The 14,778-nt window shown below is 63.6% G+C and carries 10 protein-coding genes; 4 read left to right on the forward strand and 6 right to left on the reverse strand.

Translation table 11 applies throughout. The annotated features are described in order from the left end of the window. Positions 1 to 60 precede the first annotated feature (60 nt). Together AO356_RS10460 and AO356_RS10465 are read left to right on the forward strand one after the other, a co-directional pair. On the forward strand, positions 61 to 585 hold the full coding sequence (locus AO356_RS10460; RefSeq protein ID WP_060739719.1) for an NfeD family protein: 525 nt from the start codon (positions 61 to 63) through the stop codon (positions 583 to 585). Positions 586 to 592: 7 nt separating this feature from the next. Continuing rightward, positions 593 to 1,348 (forward strand): slipin family protein, encoded by a 756-nt coding sequence (locus AO356_RS10465; RefSeq protein ID WP_371919238.1) that lies wholly within the window; start codon positions 593 to 595, stop codon positions 1,346 to 1,348. A gap of 136 nt (positions 1,349 to 1,484) precedes the next feature. Here the strand turns inward: AO356_RS10465 and AO356_RS10470 are convergent, their stop codons facing one another. Genes AO356_RS10470 through AO356_RS10490 form a run of 5 tightly spaced genes read right to left on the reverse strand, consistent with a single transcriptional unit; the run spans position 1,485 to position 12,898 of the window. Continuing rightward, on the reverse strand, positions 1,485 to 2,429 hold the full coding sequence (locus AO356_RS10470) for an aspartyl beta-hydroxylase (protein ID WP_060739721.1): 945 nt from the start codon (positions 2,427 to 2,429) through the stop codon (positions 1,485 to 1,487). Next, positions 2,417 to 3,202, reverse strand: a complete 786-nt coding sequence (locus tag AO356_RS10475; RefSeq protein ID WP_060739722.1) for an aspartyl/asparaginyl beta-hydroxylase domain-containing protein — start codon at positions 3,200 to 3,202, stop codon at positions 2,417 to 2,419. The genes AO356_RS10470 and AO356_RS10475 overlap by 13 nt, the downstream gene beginning before the upstream one ends. A 12-nt stretch (positions 3,203 to 3,214) precedes the next feature. Next, positions 3,215 to 4,726: a TolC family protein gene (locus tag AO356_RS10480; protein ID WP_060739723.1), complete on the reverse strand. Its 1,512-nt coding sequence runs from the start codon at positions 4,724 to 4,726 to the stop codon at positions 3,215 to 3,217. Positions 4,727 to 4,766: 40 nt separating this feature from the next. Continuing rightward, positions 4,767 to 12,002 (reverse strand): Ig-like domain-containing protein, encoded by a 7,236-nt coding sequence (locus AO356_RS10485; protein WP_060739724.1) that lies wholly within the window; start codon positions 12,000 to 12,002, stop codon positions 4,767 to 4,769. Between the two features lie 50 nt (positions 12,003 to 12,052). Beyond that, the gene (locus AO356_RS10490) at positions 12,053 to 12,898 is read right to left on the reverse strand and encodes a sulfotransferase family protein (RefSeq protein WP_060739725.1); all 846 of its coding nucleotides are present in this window, start codon (positions 12,896 to 12,898) and stop codon (positions 12,053 to 12,055) included. A 306-nt stretch (positions 12,899 to 13,204) separates the two neighbouring features. Here AO356_RS10490 and AO356_RS10495 point away from each other — a divergent pair, with 306 nt between their 5' ends. Both AO356_RS10495 and AO356_RS10500 read left to right on the forward strand, forming a co-directional pair. Beyond that, positions 13,205 to 13,792, forward strand: coding sequence for a phage tail protein (locus AO356_RS10495; protein ID WP_060739726.1), 588 nt, complete (start codon positions 13,205 to 13,207; stop codon positions 13,790 to 13,792). A 45-nt stretch (positions 13,793 to 13,837) separates the two neighbouring features. Beyond that, entirely contained in the window at positions 13,838 to 14,149 is a 312-nt protein-coding gene (locus tag AO356_RS10500) for a DUF6916 family protein (protein WP_060739727.1), read from the forward strand. Between the two features lie 132 nt (positions 14,150 to 14,281). On the opposite strand, the gene AO356_RS10505 is transcribed toward AO356_RS10500, so the two are convergent. Beyond that, positions 14,282 to 14,773 (reverse strand): GNAT family N-acetyltransferase, encoded by a 492-nt coding sequence (locus AO356_RS10505; RefSeq protein ID WP_060739728.1) that lies wholly within the window; start codon positions 14,771 to 14,773, stop codon positions 14,282 to 14,284. Positions 14,774 to 14,778: the final 5 nt, after the last annotated feature.

The following is a 14,778-nucleotide window of genomic DNA, read 5'->3' on the forward strand; positions in this document are numbered from 1 at the left end:
ACCCCCGACTCGACTAGACTTTGAATAACATCCCGACGACGACACGTTGCGGAGGATCCCGTGAACATTCACTGGTTGACGGTTGCGCTGCTGGCGATCAGCGGAGCCGCGTTCGGCGCCGATGGCCTCATGCCGCCAGGCACCGATCCCCTGGGTTTCTGGCTGATCGCCGTTGGCGTGGCCTTGCTGGTCTTCGAGGCAGCCTTGCCCAATTACGGCGTCGCGGGGCTGGGTGGCATTGTCTTGTGTGTGATTGGCGCGGTCATCCTGACCAACGCCGATGTACCGGTTCCGCTGATGCTCGGCCTGGGCCTGATCAGTGCCTTGCTGTTGCTCGCACTGCTGGTCCGTGCATTGAAAACGCGGCCGCGCCAACCCATCAGCGGCGATGCCAGACTGCTGGGCAGCGTCACGGCGGTGACCGCGTTGCAGGCCGGCAACAATCATCATGGCTGGGTCCAGTTGGAAGGCGAACGCTGGCAAGTGGCAAGCGCGACGCCGCTGCGGCCTGGGCAAGCGGTGCGGGTCATCTCCCGCAAGGGTTTGCTGCTGGAAGTGGCCGCCGCTGACTCCGGAGGGGTATGAGATGGGCATGCAAATCGGTTTTGTGCTGCTGTTGCTGCTGGTGATCGCGCTGGCGGGAGCGACATTCCGGATCCTGCGCGAATACGAACGCGCGGTGGTGTTCCAGCTAGGACGGTTCTGGCAGGTCAAGGGACCGGGGTTGATCCTGCTGATTCCGGTGGTACAGCAGATGATCCGCGTCGACCTGCGCACCATTGTCCTCGACGTACCGCCCCAGGACGTGATCACCCGGGACAACGTCTCGGTGAAAGTCAATGCGGTGCTGTATTTCCGTGTGCTCGACCCGCAGAAGGCGATCATCCAGGTCGAAAATTTCCTCATGGCCACCAGCCAACTGGCCCAGACCACGTTGCGCGCAGTCCTCGGCAAGCATGACCTGGACCAACTGCTGGCCGAGCGCGAGCAATTGAATGGTGACATCCAGCAAGTGCTCGACGCCCAGACCGACGCCTGGGGCATCAAGGTGGCGAACGTCGAGATCAAGCACGTGGACCTCAACGAATCCATGATCCGCGCCATCGCCCGCCAAGCCGAGGCCGAGCGGGAACGCCGGGCCAAAGTGATCCACGCCGAAGGCGAGTTGCAAGCCTCGGAAAAACTCATGCAGGCCGCCGAAATGCTCGGGCGCCAGCCAGGCGCCATGCAACTGCGCTACATGCAGACGCTGGGCTCGATTGCCGGGGATAAAAGCTCCACCATCGTCTTCCCCTTGCCGATCGAATTGCTCAAGGGGATGGCGGAGTTGTCGCCCAACAAGCCGTGATGGGTTAGACAAGGCACAAGCGTGCCCCTGTGGCGAGGGAGCTTGCTCCCGCTCGGTTGCGCAGCAACCGCAAGATCTTGGGGCCGCTACGCAGCCCAGCGGGAGCAAGCTCCCTCGCCACAGGACACTCCTGAATTCAAGACCTTCTCAGACACTCGAGCGCTTCGTAAGGCCCCTGCGCCCAGCGCAGGACCCGCTCCCGCAACAGCGCCGAAGCCTCCCGGCGCTTGTCCTCGCTGTCGCCGACAAACGCCTGCGCCGGCTGCTTGGCATGCTGCCCCACCGTGGCGAACACTTGCTCGCATTGCTCATCATCGAGGCCGAACAACGCCGCCAACCTGCCCGTCATCGCCTCGGGCAGTTCGGTGTAGTTGACCGCCATCCCAGCCAATGCCCGGCAGTGTTCCAGACCGGCTCCCAACAGCCGCCCCACCCGTCGCGGGATGAAATCTTCCTGGCTGCCGAACGGCAATCCATCGTCCAGGACCGTCGCCCCGATCATCCCCGGCACCATGTGCATGCCGGGACGCCGCAGGTGGGAGACCGAAATTTCCAAGGGGTCGCGGTACACGAACAGCCAGGGTGTGTCGGGAAAGCACTCACGCAGCAGCGGCAGTTCACCGATGTTCCAGGCGTCGAGCTTGACCACCAGGCGTTGCTCCACACCTCGGCGGCGCTGCCCGTAGGCCGACATCAAGCCCTTGAGTGCCACACACCGCTCGGCCGCTGGCAAATCACTGCGCAGCAGCGTATCCAGCGGTGGCGGTTCCGAGATAACGATATGGTCGTCCAACTGCGCGAGCATCTGGCTGATCAATGTCGAGCCACAACGGGAGGCATGGAAAATGAATGCGCTGGGCTCAAGTCCCGGGGATTGTCGTTGCCACTGACTGAGTGCGCCCAAGGGCGTCCGGCGGCGGAACGCCTGGTTGAAGGGCAGGCGCAGGGCGTCTTCCACCGCATCGCCAAAGAACGGCTGTGACAGTCGCGCGTCGCCGAACCAGCACCAATCGACCCACCACTGTCCGGCCTCTTGCCAGAGGCGGATCGGCAACCAACCGTGCAGGTTCAGGTCTTCCACGGGTTTCTCCACTGCTGGCGACCGTTGCGCATCGCGGCCCGCAATTCTTCCCGGGTGAAATGAAGCCCTCGTTCGGCCCCCAGCGCCAGGCTGGACTCAATGAAAGCGTCGAGGTCGTGCAGGCTCTGCAAGGTACGGGCGAGTTCAGGATCGCTTTCCACACGCTGCTGAAAACGGGCGAAGTCGCTTTGCCTGACGCCCGCGGCGGGCGTGGTGGGCAGCCCATCGGTAATCTGCTGGGCCAGCCACGGCCCGGGGCGACAATCGAGCACCAGATGAACCCGCGAATGAGCACTTCGGTTAACCACCCGGTGAGGCCGCGCCAGGTCGAGAAACCAGCACTCGCCGGCCGTCAGCGGAATGATTTGTTCATCCAGGAAAAAGTCCACGTCAGGTGGGCTGAGCAACGGAACGTGCAGGCGTAGGTCGGCGTCCGGCCCGCCCAGATCGTAGTCACGATGCTCGTGAATGCACCCACCAGGCCCCAGCCGCAGCAGCCGGGCCGAGACGATCTCCAGGGGCCAGTCGCGCAACGCCTCACGCCAGCGACCGTCCGCTAGCCAAGGCTCACGCTGGCTTGGCTGACCGCGCCCGGGCGACAGCTCGGTGACGGCATCCGCCGCCGAAATCAGCGCCACCCCGCTCCAGTCGCCGCTGTAATAGGCACTGTTGAAATGCCCTTGCCAGCGCGCGTCGTCAATGGCCGCCAGTGCCTGCAACAGCAACGGCAGGTTCACCGCCACTGGCAGCCGGGAAAACGCCGGGCGCGTCATGCCCAAGGCCCGTTACTGGGGCACGGCGGCCATTGGCACGTTGATGTTCCCTTGGGCCCAGGCCGCTTCGCGGTTCGCCAGCGCCGTAGCGATCGATTGCACTGCGGTCGATTGCACTTCGTTCGGCATTGGATCGAGGCCGGCGCTGGCGAAGATCTGACCGTAGGCGTTGCGCAGGTCGGCATAAGCCAGGTCCCGGCGCAGATCAGCCTGCAGGGTGTTCAGTTCGCCCTGGATCAGGTCCAGTTCGCCAATGCCTGCGGCCTGGTGACGGCTGCGCAACTGGCCAACGATCTGCCCGTCGATGTCCGACAGTTGCTGGCTGGTCTTGAACTGGCGCAGGGCTTCGCGATAGTTGGCGTTGGCCACGTACAACTGCGCCAGCACGGCAATCGACATCGCCTGGCGCCGCGCCGACGCGACTTCTTCACCGGCCTTGGCCACGTCGATGGCCGCCGGGGCGGAGATCACGTTGAACAGGTTCCAGGTGACTTTCACACCATAGTCAGCCCAGCCCTGCTCCACCAGGAACGAGTTGCTGTCGTAATGTCCGCCGGCGGAAAACTCCAGGCCCGGCAGCAGGCGCAGCATGGCCTTGCGGGTTTCGGCGGCGGTGATGCGGGTCTGGTAATCCTGCTCGCGCAGTTCCGGGCGGCTGGCCAGGGCTTCCTGTTCGAGACGGGCCAGGTCGACCTTGAGTTCCGGGATGGTGTATTCATCCTGGGTCGCCAGGGTCAGCTCGGTGCCCAGGGGCAAGTTGATCAGGGTCGCCAGTTCGGTCTTGGCCAGGGACAACGCCCGGCGCTGTTCTTCAAGCTGTCGGGTGGCCTGGATCAGCGAGCGCTGGTAACCCAGGGCCTGCACCGGGTCGCCGATGCGCTGTTCGCTCATGCTCTGGCTGTTGCCACGCGCCGCGTCGACCCGGGCCATCAGGCTGTCGATCTGCTTGAGCAGGCGCTCGGCGGCCATGGCGCGCCAGTAGGCCGAACGCACGTCCTGGACGATGGTGTTGATCACCTTGCGCCGGCGTTCCTGCACGATCAGGCGCTGGTCCCCGGCCTGCTTGGCACTGATGTAGCTGACACCGAAATCGAGCACGTTCCAGACCATGGTCAGGTCCGCCACTTCACGGTCACGGTCCTGGGAGGTCGACGGTTCCAGGGACTGGGTACCGGTTTCCACGCTCTGGCTGCTGGAGGCGTTGACGTTGTTGCGGCCCACATACCCGGCGTCCAGGGCCATGCGTGGCAGCATGTCGAAACTGGCCAGGTCCAACTGACGCTTGGCCAGGGCCTCCTCCATGATCTTCAAGCGGCCTTCGAGGTTGTACTTCACCGCCCGGGCCATGGCCTGGTGCAAGGTCAGTGGGCCGCTCAGCGGCTCCTGATCCTTGTACATATTCTGCAGATCGGTTCGAGCGCGCTGTTCGCTGACGCTGCGATCGATCGGCTCGCTGGTGACCGCACATCCACTCACCACCAGCGCCAGCAAACTCATACCGAATAACTTCTGACTTCTATTCATTCCCTGGATTGCCCCTGGCTGCCCCAATATTTTTTAGAATTCAGGCCTGCGCCTGGCTGATGCCGACCTGTCGTAACGCCGTTGCCAAGCTGTCGACCTGACCTTGTTCAGTATCCTTGAGCTGTTGCAGCTGCTGGCCCAAGGTCGGTGCGCCGAACATTCCGCGCAGCCCTTGGGACACATCGCCACCCTGCATCGACTGGCTGCCGAAGGCATCCATCGAGTCGCCCTCGGAAGCGGAGTCCTGGGTGAACAGGGTCGAAAGCGTGCTGCTGCCGAACACCCCGCCATCGCCCCCGCCAAAGCCCAGGAACCCCTGGCCAGAACCATCGCCAGAGGCATCGTTGCTGAACACCTGGGCGATATAGCTAGGCGCCAGTTGGCCCCGGTTGATGAAAATATCCCCAATCGGCTTGAGGCCACCGCCCACGTCCCGCTGCTCGAACAGCGGCGGGAAGCCCAGCGGCGAACCGAGGTTGCCGGTCGGCGGGGTAAAGACGATCGGTTGCAGCGGCACCTCGGACGGCGGGGTAACCGTGACCGGGTCGGACGTCAGGAACTCCGGCGGCGGCTTCACATCGTTGGGTACCACGGTGTTGATCGCATAGTTATTGGACACCGCCACGCTGGCCCCGGTGTTGCCGCTCAGGTCGTTGACGTTGCTGGTGTCCAGGGCAATGAAATTGCTCGGGTCAGTGAGATTCACCGTGGGCGTGAACGTCGCGGTCCAGGTCCTGCCGCCGTCGCTGCTGGTCAAGTTGGTCAGCTCGCCGTTGGTGACGCTGAGGTCCGACAGATCGAAATTGCTCACCGCCTCGCTGAAGGTGATGGTGACCTGGGTCGTCTCGCCCACGGTCAGGTTCGGATCGGCTACCACGATGGTCGCTGTCGGCCGGGAGGCATCGAGTGCGTAGTTGCTGGAGATCGCAATGCCTGCCCCGACGTTGCCGGCGAGGTCCTGCACGTTGCCAGTGTCCAGCAGGATCAGGTTGGTGGCATCGCTGACGCCCGCGGTGGGCGTCAGGGTCGCGGTCCAGGTCAGGCCGCCGTCGCTGCTGGCGAGGTTGGACAGCACGCCATTGGCCACGCTCAGGTCCGACAAGTCGAAACCTGACACCGCCTCGGTGAAGGTGATGGTCACGGTGGTGCTCTGGCCGATACCCAGGGTGGTATCGCCCAGGGAGATGGTCGCGCCAGGACGGGCCGTGTCGATCGCGTAGTTGTTGGAGCTCACCACGCCGACACCACTGTTGCCCGAAGCGTTGACCACGCCGCTGGTGTCCAGGGTGATCAGGTTACTGGTGTCGGTAATGCTCCCGCTCGGGGTGAACGTCGCCGTCCAGGTCACGCCGCCATCGGAGGACGAGACGTTGCTCAGCGTGCCGTTGCTCACGCTCAGGTCAGTGTTGTCGAAACCGCTGACCGCTTCCGAGAAGGTTATGGTGACCTGTGAGGTTTCCCCTATTTGCAGGGCACTGTCAGCCACCACGATCGTGGCAGTCGGTACCTGCGTCTCGACCGCATAGTTGGCCGAATCGGTGGTACCTGTCCCGGTGTTGCCAGCCGCATCGCTTACGCCGGTGTTATCCAGGCTGATCAGGTTGGTGGCGTCGGTCACGCCCAGGGTTGGTGTGAACGTCGCGGTCCAGGTCAGGCCGCCATCGCTGCTGCTGACGGCGCTCAGGGTGCCGTTGGCCACACTCAGGTCAGCGTTGCTGAAGCCGGTTACCGCCTCGCTGAAGGTGATGGTCACCTGGGCGGTTTCACCCGGCTTCAGCACCGAATCGCTCAGCACGATGGTGGCGGTCGGACGCTGGCTGTCGACGCTGTAGTTGTTCGAATCGGTGGTGCCGCTGCCGACGTTGCCCGCCAGGTCGGCGACGCCGCCATTGGCGAGGGTGATGAGGTTGCTGGAGTCAGTGATGCCAGCGGCAGGCGTGAAGGTCGCGGTCCAGGTAATGCCGCCGTCATTGCTGCTCAGCCCACTGAGGGTCCCGTTGGCGACGGTCAGGTCGGCAGTGGTGAAGCCCGTCACGGCCTCGCTGAAGGTGATGGTCACCAGCGAGGTCTCGCCCGCGGCGATGGCGGTGTCGGCGACGACGATGGTCGCGGTCGGGCGCACGGTGTCGATCGCGTAGTTGTTCGAATCGGTGGTGCCGACGCCAGCGTTGCCTGAGACGTTGACGACACCGGTATTGTCCAGGGTGATCAGGTTGCTGGTATCGGCAATGCTCGCACTCGGTGTGAACGTGGCCGTCCACGTGACGCCGCCGTCGGAGGACGACACGTTGCTCAGCGTGCCGTTGCTGACGGTCAGGTCGCTGTTGTCGAAACCGCTCACCGCTTCGTTGAAGGTGATGGTCACCTGGCTGGTTTCACCGATGCTCAGGGACGTATCGGCCACCACGATGGTCGCCGTCGGCACTTGGGTATCGACGGTGTAGTTGGCGGAGTTGCTGGTGCCGGTACCGGCGTTGCCGGCCGCGTCGCTCACGCCGCTGTTGTTCAGGACGATCAGGTTGGTGGCGTCCCGCGTGCCGGTGGCCGGGGTGAAGATCGCCGTCCAGGTGATGCCGCCATCGCTGCTGCTCACGGCGCTCAGGGTGCCGTTGGCCACGCTCAGGTCCGAATTGTCGAAACCGCTGACCGCCTCGCTGAAGGTGATGGTCACCAGTGAGGTTTCACCGACGCTGAGGTTGCTATCGGACATTACGATGGTCGCAGTCGGACGCAGGGTATCGACAACGTAGTTGTTCGAATCCGCCGTGCCGGTGTTGATGTTGCCCGCCACATCGGCGATCGAACCACTGTTCAGGCTGATCAGGTTGCTACTGTCGCTGACTCCCGCACTCGGGGTGAAGGTCGCGGTGAAGGTAATGTTGTCGCTGGTGCTCAGCCCGCTCAGGGAACCATTGCTCACGGTCAGGTCTGCCAGGGTGAAGCTCGTCACGGCCTCGCTGAAGGTAATGGTCACCAGCGAGGTTTCGCCAATGGCGACGGTTGGGTCGGCCACGACGATGGTCGCGGTGGGGCGCACGGTGTCGACCGCGTAGTTGTTCGAATCGGTGGTGCCGACGCCCGCGTTGCCCGCGCCGTTGATCAAGCCGGTATTGTCCAGCGTAATCACGTTGCTGGTATCGGAAATGCTCGCACTCGGCGTGAACGTGGCCGTCCAGGTGACGCCGCCGTCGGTGCTGATCATGGTGCTCAGGGTACCGTTGCTGACGGTCAGGTCCGCATTGTCGAACCCACTGACCGCCGAGTTGAAGGTCACGGTAACCACTGAAGTCTCGCCGATGCTCAAGCTGGTATCGGCAATCACGATAGTCGCCGTCGGTACGTTGGTGTCGACCTGGTAGTTGTTGGAGTTGGTCGTGCCGGTGCCGGTATTGCCCGCGGCATCGCTGACGCCGGTGTTGTTCAGGGTGATGACGTTGGAAGTGTCGCTGACCCCCAGGGCCGGGGTGAACGTGGCGGTCCAGGTGATGCCGCCATCGCTGCTGCTGACGGCGCTCAGGGTGCCATTGGCCACGATCAGGTCCGAATTGTCGAAACCGCTGACCGCCTCGGAGAACGTAATGGTCACCAGCGACGTTTCGCCGACGCTCAGCGCGTTGTCGGCCACCACGATGGTCGCGGTGGGGCGCAGCGTGTCGACGACGTAGTTGTTGGAGTCGGTGGTGCCGGTGCCAGCGTTGCCCGCCCCATCCACGACGCCCGTGTTGTTCAGCGTGATCAGGTTGGTGGCATCGCTGGTGCCAACGCTCGGGGTGAAGGTCGCGGTGTAGGTGATGTTGTCGCTGGTGCTCAGCCCGCTCAGGCTGCCGTTGGCGACCGTCAGGTCAGCCAGGGTGAAGCCGGTCACCGCCTCGTTGAAGGTGATGGTCACCACCGAGGTTTCGCCCAGGGCGACGGCGGTATCGGCGACGACGATGGTGGCGGTGGGGCGCGCCGTGTCGATGGCGTAGTTGTTGGAGTCGGTGGTACCGCTGCCGGCGTTGCCGGCAGCGTCCGCCACGCCGGTGTTATCCAGGGTGATCAGGTTGGTGGCGTCGCTGGTACTGGCGCTCGGGGTCAGTGTCGCGGTCCAGGTGATACCGCCGTCGCTGGTGCTCAGCCCGGTCAGGGTGCCGTTGGCGACCGTCAGGTCGGCGGTGGTTAAACCGGTCACTGCTTCGTTGAAGGTGATGGTCACCAGCGAGGTTTCGCCGATTCTCAAGGCGTTGTCAGCGACCACAATCGTCGCGGTCGGGCGCGCGGTATCGACGGCATAGTTGTTGGAGCTGGTGGTGCCGGTGCCAGCGTTACCGGCCGCGTCCAGTACGCCGGTATTGGCCAGGACAATCAGGTTGGTGGCGTCCGTGGTGCTAGCACTTGGGGTGAGCGTCGCGGTCCAGGTGATGCCACCGTCGCTGCTGCTTAGTCCGCTCAGAGAACCGTTGGCAACGGTCAGGTCGGCCAGGGTGAAACCCGTCACCGCCTCGCTGAAGGTAATCGTCACCAGGGACGTTTCACCGATGTTCAGGGCGTTGTCGGCCACCACGATCGTGGCGGTCGGGCGCAGGGTGTCGATGGCGTAGTTGTTCGAGTCGGTGGTGCCGGTACCGACGTTGCCGGACAGGTCGGCAACGCCGCTGTTGTTCAGCACCACCAGATTGGTGGTGTCGGTGATAGCGGCGTCAGGTGTCAGGGTTGCGGTCCAGGTGATACCACCGTCGCTGGTGCTCAGCCCGGTAACTATACCGTTGGCCACCGTCAGGTCTGCGACGGTGAAACCGCTCACCGCCTCGTTGAAGGTAATGGTCACCAAGGACGTTTCACCGGCGCTCAGCGCCGTGTCGGCGACCACGATAGTGGCCGTCGGGCGCAGGGTGTCGATAGCGTAGTTATTGGAGTTGGTGGTGCCGACACCGGCATTGCCACTCAGGTCTGCGACACCGGTATTGTTCAGCACCACCAGATTGGTGGTGTCGGTGACAGCGGCGTCGGGTGTCAGGGTTGCTGTCCAGGTGATACCGCCGTCACTGCTGCTCAGGCCGCTGAGGGTGCCATTGGCCACCGTCAGGTCAGCCGTGGTCAACCCGCTGACCGCCTCGGAGAAGGTGATGGTCACCAGTGAGGTTTCACCACTCCTGAGGGCCGTGTCAGATACCACGATGGACGCCGTCGGTGCCACGGTGTCGTTGACCACGTAATTGTTCGAATCGGTGGTGCCCACGCCGGCGTTACCGGCGAGGTCCGCCACACCGGTGTTGTTCAAGGTAATGATGTTGGTGGTATCGGCGATATTGCTTGCCGCCGTCAGCGTGCCGGTCCAGGTGATGCCGCCGTCGCCGCTGGTCAGCGTGCCAACGGTGCCGTTCTGCACGGTCAGGTCCGCCGCGGTCAGCCCGGTCACCGCCTCGGAGAAGGTAATGGTTACCTGCGACGTGCCGCCAGAATTCAGGTTGGTGTTGGCTACGACGACGGTCGCGGTGGGCGGCGTTTCGTCCGGCGTGTAGTTGGTATTGATGGTGCCGCCATCGCCATAGACGTTGGCCACCGAACTCGGCGAGACACCTGCCGTGCCGGCACTCGTTCCACCGGTACCGCTGCCGCCGACGTTGCCGGCCAGGGCCGCGAAGTTGGCCGCGGTGATCAGGATCGAACCCTTGTTCCAGATAGCACCGACACCCACGCCACCGGCGCCGCCCGCCTGGGTGTAGCCACCACCGGCACCGCCGCCACCGCCACCACCGCCCGCTCCGATGTTGTTGGAGATGACCGAGTTACCGATGATCCGCAGGGTTGCGCCCGTGTCGTTGTAGATACCGCCAACCGCGCCACCGCCGGCACCACCGATGTCGTTATAGCCGTCGCCACCACCGCCGCCGCCGATGGACAACCCACCGCTGCTGGCCGTGCCACCGGAGGAACCGGTGCTGTAGCCGGCATAGACAGCGCCGCCAGTACCGCCGGTCGCGGAGCCGCCACGGCCACCGATGTTGAAGAAGCCGCCACCGGCACCGCCCTGGTTGGCCGAGCCGTTGGAACCTGAGGAGTTGAGCGTATCGCCGCCACGCCCGCCGATCCCGCCGCCGAGCGCGCCACCGCCGCCGCCACCGCCACCTGCGTATTCCGGCGTCACACCACCGCCGCCACCACCGCCCGCCGCCACGTTAGCCGTGACGGTGACGTTACGCAGGGTCAAGGTACCCGCGTTGTTGATCCCGCCGCCCTTGGCCACCAGCGCATCGTCACCACCGTTACCGCCGTTGCCCGACACAACGCCGCGGGTAATCACCAAGCCATCGAGGGTGGCCGTGGTGCCGGCCGTCACGTTGATCACCTGGGTGCGGAACTGCCCGTCCAGGGTGACATCGGCGACGTTGTCGTTGTTGAGATCGCCGTCGATCGTGACGTTCTTGTTCACCACCAGCACCTGGGTCAAGGCGACGGTCATGCTGCTGTTGAAGGTGACGATATCGCCGTTCTGGGCGGAAGCCAGGGCGGCGCGCAGGGAGCCCACGCCGGAGTTGGCATTGTTGGTGGCTGTCCAGGTGGCCAGGCCCCACTGGTATTCACTCATGGCACTGGCCGACAGCACGTTGGCGCTTTCGATGTTACCGGTGGCGATTTCCAGGTCCCAGTCACCGCCCAGGCCCGTGCGGTCGTTCGACGCGGCCACGTCACGGCCGGTCAACTGCGCCAATGAATCCACCAGGCTCAGGCCACGCTCGCCTTCGGCGGTGTAGCAGCCGTAGATCAGGATATCGCCGCCGGCGTTCATGTCCTGGCCGATCTGCGCCAGTACTTCGCTGCGGGCCTGGACGTTGTCCGCCGACAGGTAGCTGTTGCCCAGCCACAAATCACCGGCGTTGCCGTGGGCGATGATCTGCACCGAGCTGATGCCCTGGTGGGTGTCCAGGTAATCGGCGATCTGTTGCAGGCCGTCCTTGGTGGCATCCAGTTGCACCACCTGGGTCCCGGGCGCCACGCCTTCGAGCAGGTTGGCGGAATCCTTGACCCGGGAATCGACAAACACCACGGATTTGCCCGGAACGGCAGCCTGGGTGGCATCGACCTGGCCTTGGGGCGCATGAGTGTCGGCCGGCTGGTCCGCCGTGGGCGTCTTGGCTGCCTCGGCATTGGGTTGCGCGTCTGCTTGCGCGGCATCGGCCACGGTTGCCGCCACCGCGCCGTCGAACAGCATTCGCGGCTCCAGGGACATGATCATTGGCGATGCCAGGGCCTGTGCGCCCTCGGTTACCCGCGATTTGCCTTTGCTCCACCACATGACGATCACCTGGACTCGAACTTCTTGAACGCAAATGAAAAAAACCGCTGTCAGCTGACAGCGGCGTCGGATTTCATACGAATGACATTGGCGGCGCTTGCGGACCCATCGCGCCAGAACGACAACTCGGCATACTTTTCAAACAGATCCGGCGGCAACAGGGTCCGCCGGGCTTGCGGCGCGACCTTGGGCTTGACCTTGTGCAGGCCGGCAACGCCCAGGGCCTGGTCGAAGGCCGGTGCGTCGTAGGTCAAGTGATTGAAATCGTGCTCGAACCAGGGCTCGCCGATGAACTCGTACACCAGGCGCATGACCCGCTCGGGGGCCTGGCTCAGTAGATCGTAGTCAACGATCAGCAGCGACTCGGCGTTCTCGCCGTAATAGGCCTCTTTGAGCGCCGTCCAGGCAAGCCCCACCAGGCGATTGCGCTGGGCCAGGGTTTCGCAGCGGCTGTAGACGGTGTTGCGCTCGTCATCGTCATTGAACAGCTTGGTGTTCTCGAACGGATTGGCGCGATAAAGGCGCTCCAGGCTGTCGAGGATCCAGGCGACGTTGCGCACGCAAGCGATGGTCTTGGCCTGGGGAAACAGGTCCTGCAGGGCAGGCAAACGGGCACACCATTGGCGATTGGTGTCGAAGATGACCGGTTTATCGGCTTTGTCGGCGTAGTAGGAATCGAAGAGGCCACGCAACAGGCGGCGGCGCAGGTCGGTGTCGATCACCGAACCGAACTCGCTGCCGGCGCTGCATTGCTGCAGGACGGTGCTGAACAGCGAACCGACGGGACTGGTCATGCCGGCATGAAAGCGCGGATTCTGCAGCAAAATGGCAGAAAGCAGGGTCGAGCCTGAGCGCGGTAAACCGGAAATAAAGTGAAACTGCGGCAATCCCTTCACCTGTTTTGTAGTCCTTTTGTAGCGCCAAGCGTAGCCGATGAAATAATCTTCGCCTAGTAGTACTTTGATATCAGATTCACCTAGGCTAAAAATAAAGATGGACGGTAGAAATCCTCGTGAACCTGAATCGATTAAGCCGATTCGCGAGATTTTTCCGCCCGCTTCGCTCGGCAAAATCAAACATCCCGGTCTACGCTCAGCCGTGCGTGACCAGGCCAGGGAGTAAAGGAGTCGGGCTGATCGCACTCTTGTCCTTTGACGCGCCGGGCATTGCGAAAACCCAATCACCTGAAGGATGAGGAATCTATGGAAGTATTCATCGGCACTATCCAGTCATTCGCCTTTAACTTTGCCCCCAGGGACTGGGCCCTGTGCAACGGGCAGACGCTTTCCCTTTCTCAATACCAGACCTTGTTCGCCTTGATCGGCGTGACGTACGGAGGCAATGGCCAGACCACCTTCATGCTACCCAACCTGCAAGGTCGCCTGCCCTTGGGCCAAGGCAACGGCCTGGGCCTGACCCCGCGCGTCATCGGCGAGATCTCCGGCACCGAAAACGTCACCCCGACGCTGAACAACCTGCCCCTCCACACCCACACCCTCTCGGGCGTCACCGCCTCGACCACCCTGCAACTGGCGAACCCGGCCAGCAATCCCGTGAACACTCCCACGGCCACCAACTCATTCATCGGCACCTCGGGCACTGGGCCAGGCTCGGCGGCGATCTACTCCGACCAGATCGGTGCCTCGCCAGTACCGCTGCAAGGTGTCAGCACGACCGTCAGCGGCACGATTTCCCCGGCGGGCAACGGAATGCCATTGGCCGTCATGAACCCCTTCCTGGCCATCAACTTCAGCATCGCCCTTCAAGGCTACTTCCCGTCCCGTAACTGATGAACCGCCGGAGGGCTGCGGTCCTCCGGCCTTTGGAGTGTCGACATGCTGCAACAGGTTCATAGCCGCCATTTCCAACCGCTGCTGGGCCAGACCGGCAGCCTGATCCTGCCCGATGGCAGCTGCCTGCCGGTGCGCTTCGAAACCCTTGAAGAAACACCTCGGGCGAAGATGCCGAGCACCGAGCGCATGCCCTTCAGCGTCGAGTTCAACAGCCTGGAGAGCACCGCGTTCGTGGACGGCCTCTGCGGGCTGGAGGTGCCGGAACTGGGCAAGATCGAGGGGGTATTCGTGTCACGGATACCGCCCATGGGACGGGATCCGGCGCTGGGATATTTCTACATCGCGTTTAACTAAAGACTGATGATCCCTTGTGGGAGCGAGCTTGCTCGCGATGGCGGACGGTCAGCTTGCATCCATGTTGGATTTACCGCCCTCATCGCGAGCAAGCTCGCTCCCACATTGAACAGGTGGCAAGTCAGGCACTGTTCAGTTGCCTTTCGGATACCAGACCAACCGCTCCGCCGCCGGGTTGCGCTCTTGCACTTCGAAGCCCAGCGCCAGGTAGTGCCGGCGCGCATGGGGGTTGCTGGTCCAGACCACGGTCGCCACCGGGCAACGGATCTGTTGCGCGGCTTTCTGTACCCCTTGCAATACCGCCCGGCCATACCCCTGCCCGCGCGCCTGGGGGATGAACGCCAGGTACAGCACGCGAATTTCATTGGGGCCGAAATCCGTGCTCAAGGCACCGATCGCGGTGCCGAGTTTTTCCACGACGTAATGCATGGCGTCGGGGAAGTTCTCGCCCAACCCTTGCTCCTGCACCTGGAACTGCTGGGCAATCACCTGCTGCACCTGTTCGGGGTCACCGTCGATCCATTGCAGGTCCGGCCGCGCCGCCTGGTACAGGCCCTGCAGGAACGGACCATCGCTGACCCGCGATGGACGCACCACCAATCCCTCTGCCGCCACTGAATCCATGCTCG

Source organism: Pseudomonas fluorescens, assembly GCF_001307275.1.
GTDB lineage: Bacteria > Pseudomonadota > Gammaproteobacteria > Pseudomonadales > Pseudomonadaceae > Aquipseudomonas > Aquipseudomonas fluorescens_AA.

Bases quoted from the DNA above. Each gene is read 5' to 3' on its own strand.
- AO356_RS10465 (WP_371919238.1), top strand. From the start codon at position 593: ATGCAAATCGGTTTTGTGCTGCTGTTGCTGCTGGTGATCGCGCTGGCG.
- AO356_RS10475 (WP_060739722.1), bottom strand. From the start codon at position 3,202: ATGACGCGCCCGGCGTTTTCCCGGCTGCCAGTGGCGGTGAACCTGCCG.
- AO356_RS10480 (WP_060739723.1), bottom strand. From the start codon at position 4,726: ATGAATAGAAGTCAGAAGTTATTCGGTATGAGTTTGCTGGCGCTGGTG.
- AO356_RS10485 (WP_060739724.1), bottom strand. From the start codon at position 12,002: ATGTGGTGGAGCAAAGGCAAATCGCGGGTAACCGAGGGCGCACAGGCC.
- AO356_RS10495 (WP_060739726.1), top strand. From the start codon at position 13,205: ATGGAAGTATTCATCGGCACTATCCAGTCATTCGCCTTTAACTTTGCC.
- AO356_RS10500 (WP_060739727.1), top strand. From the start codon at position 13,838: ATGCTGCAACAGGTTCATAGCCGCCATTTCCAACCGCTGCTGGGCCAG.
- AO356_RS10505 (WP_060739728.1), bottom strand. From the start codon at position 14,773: ATGGATTCAGTGGCGGCAGAGGGATTGGTGGTGCGTCCATCGCGGGTC.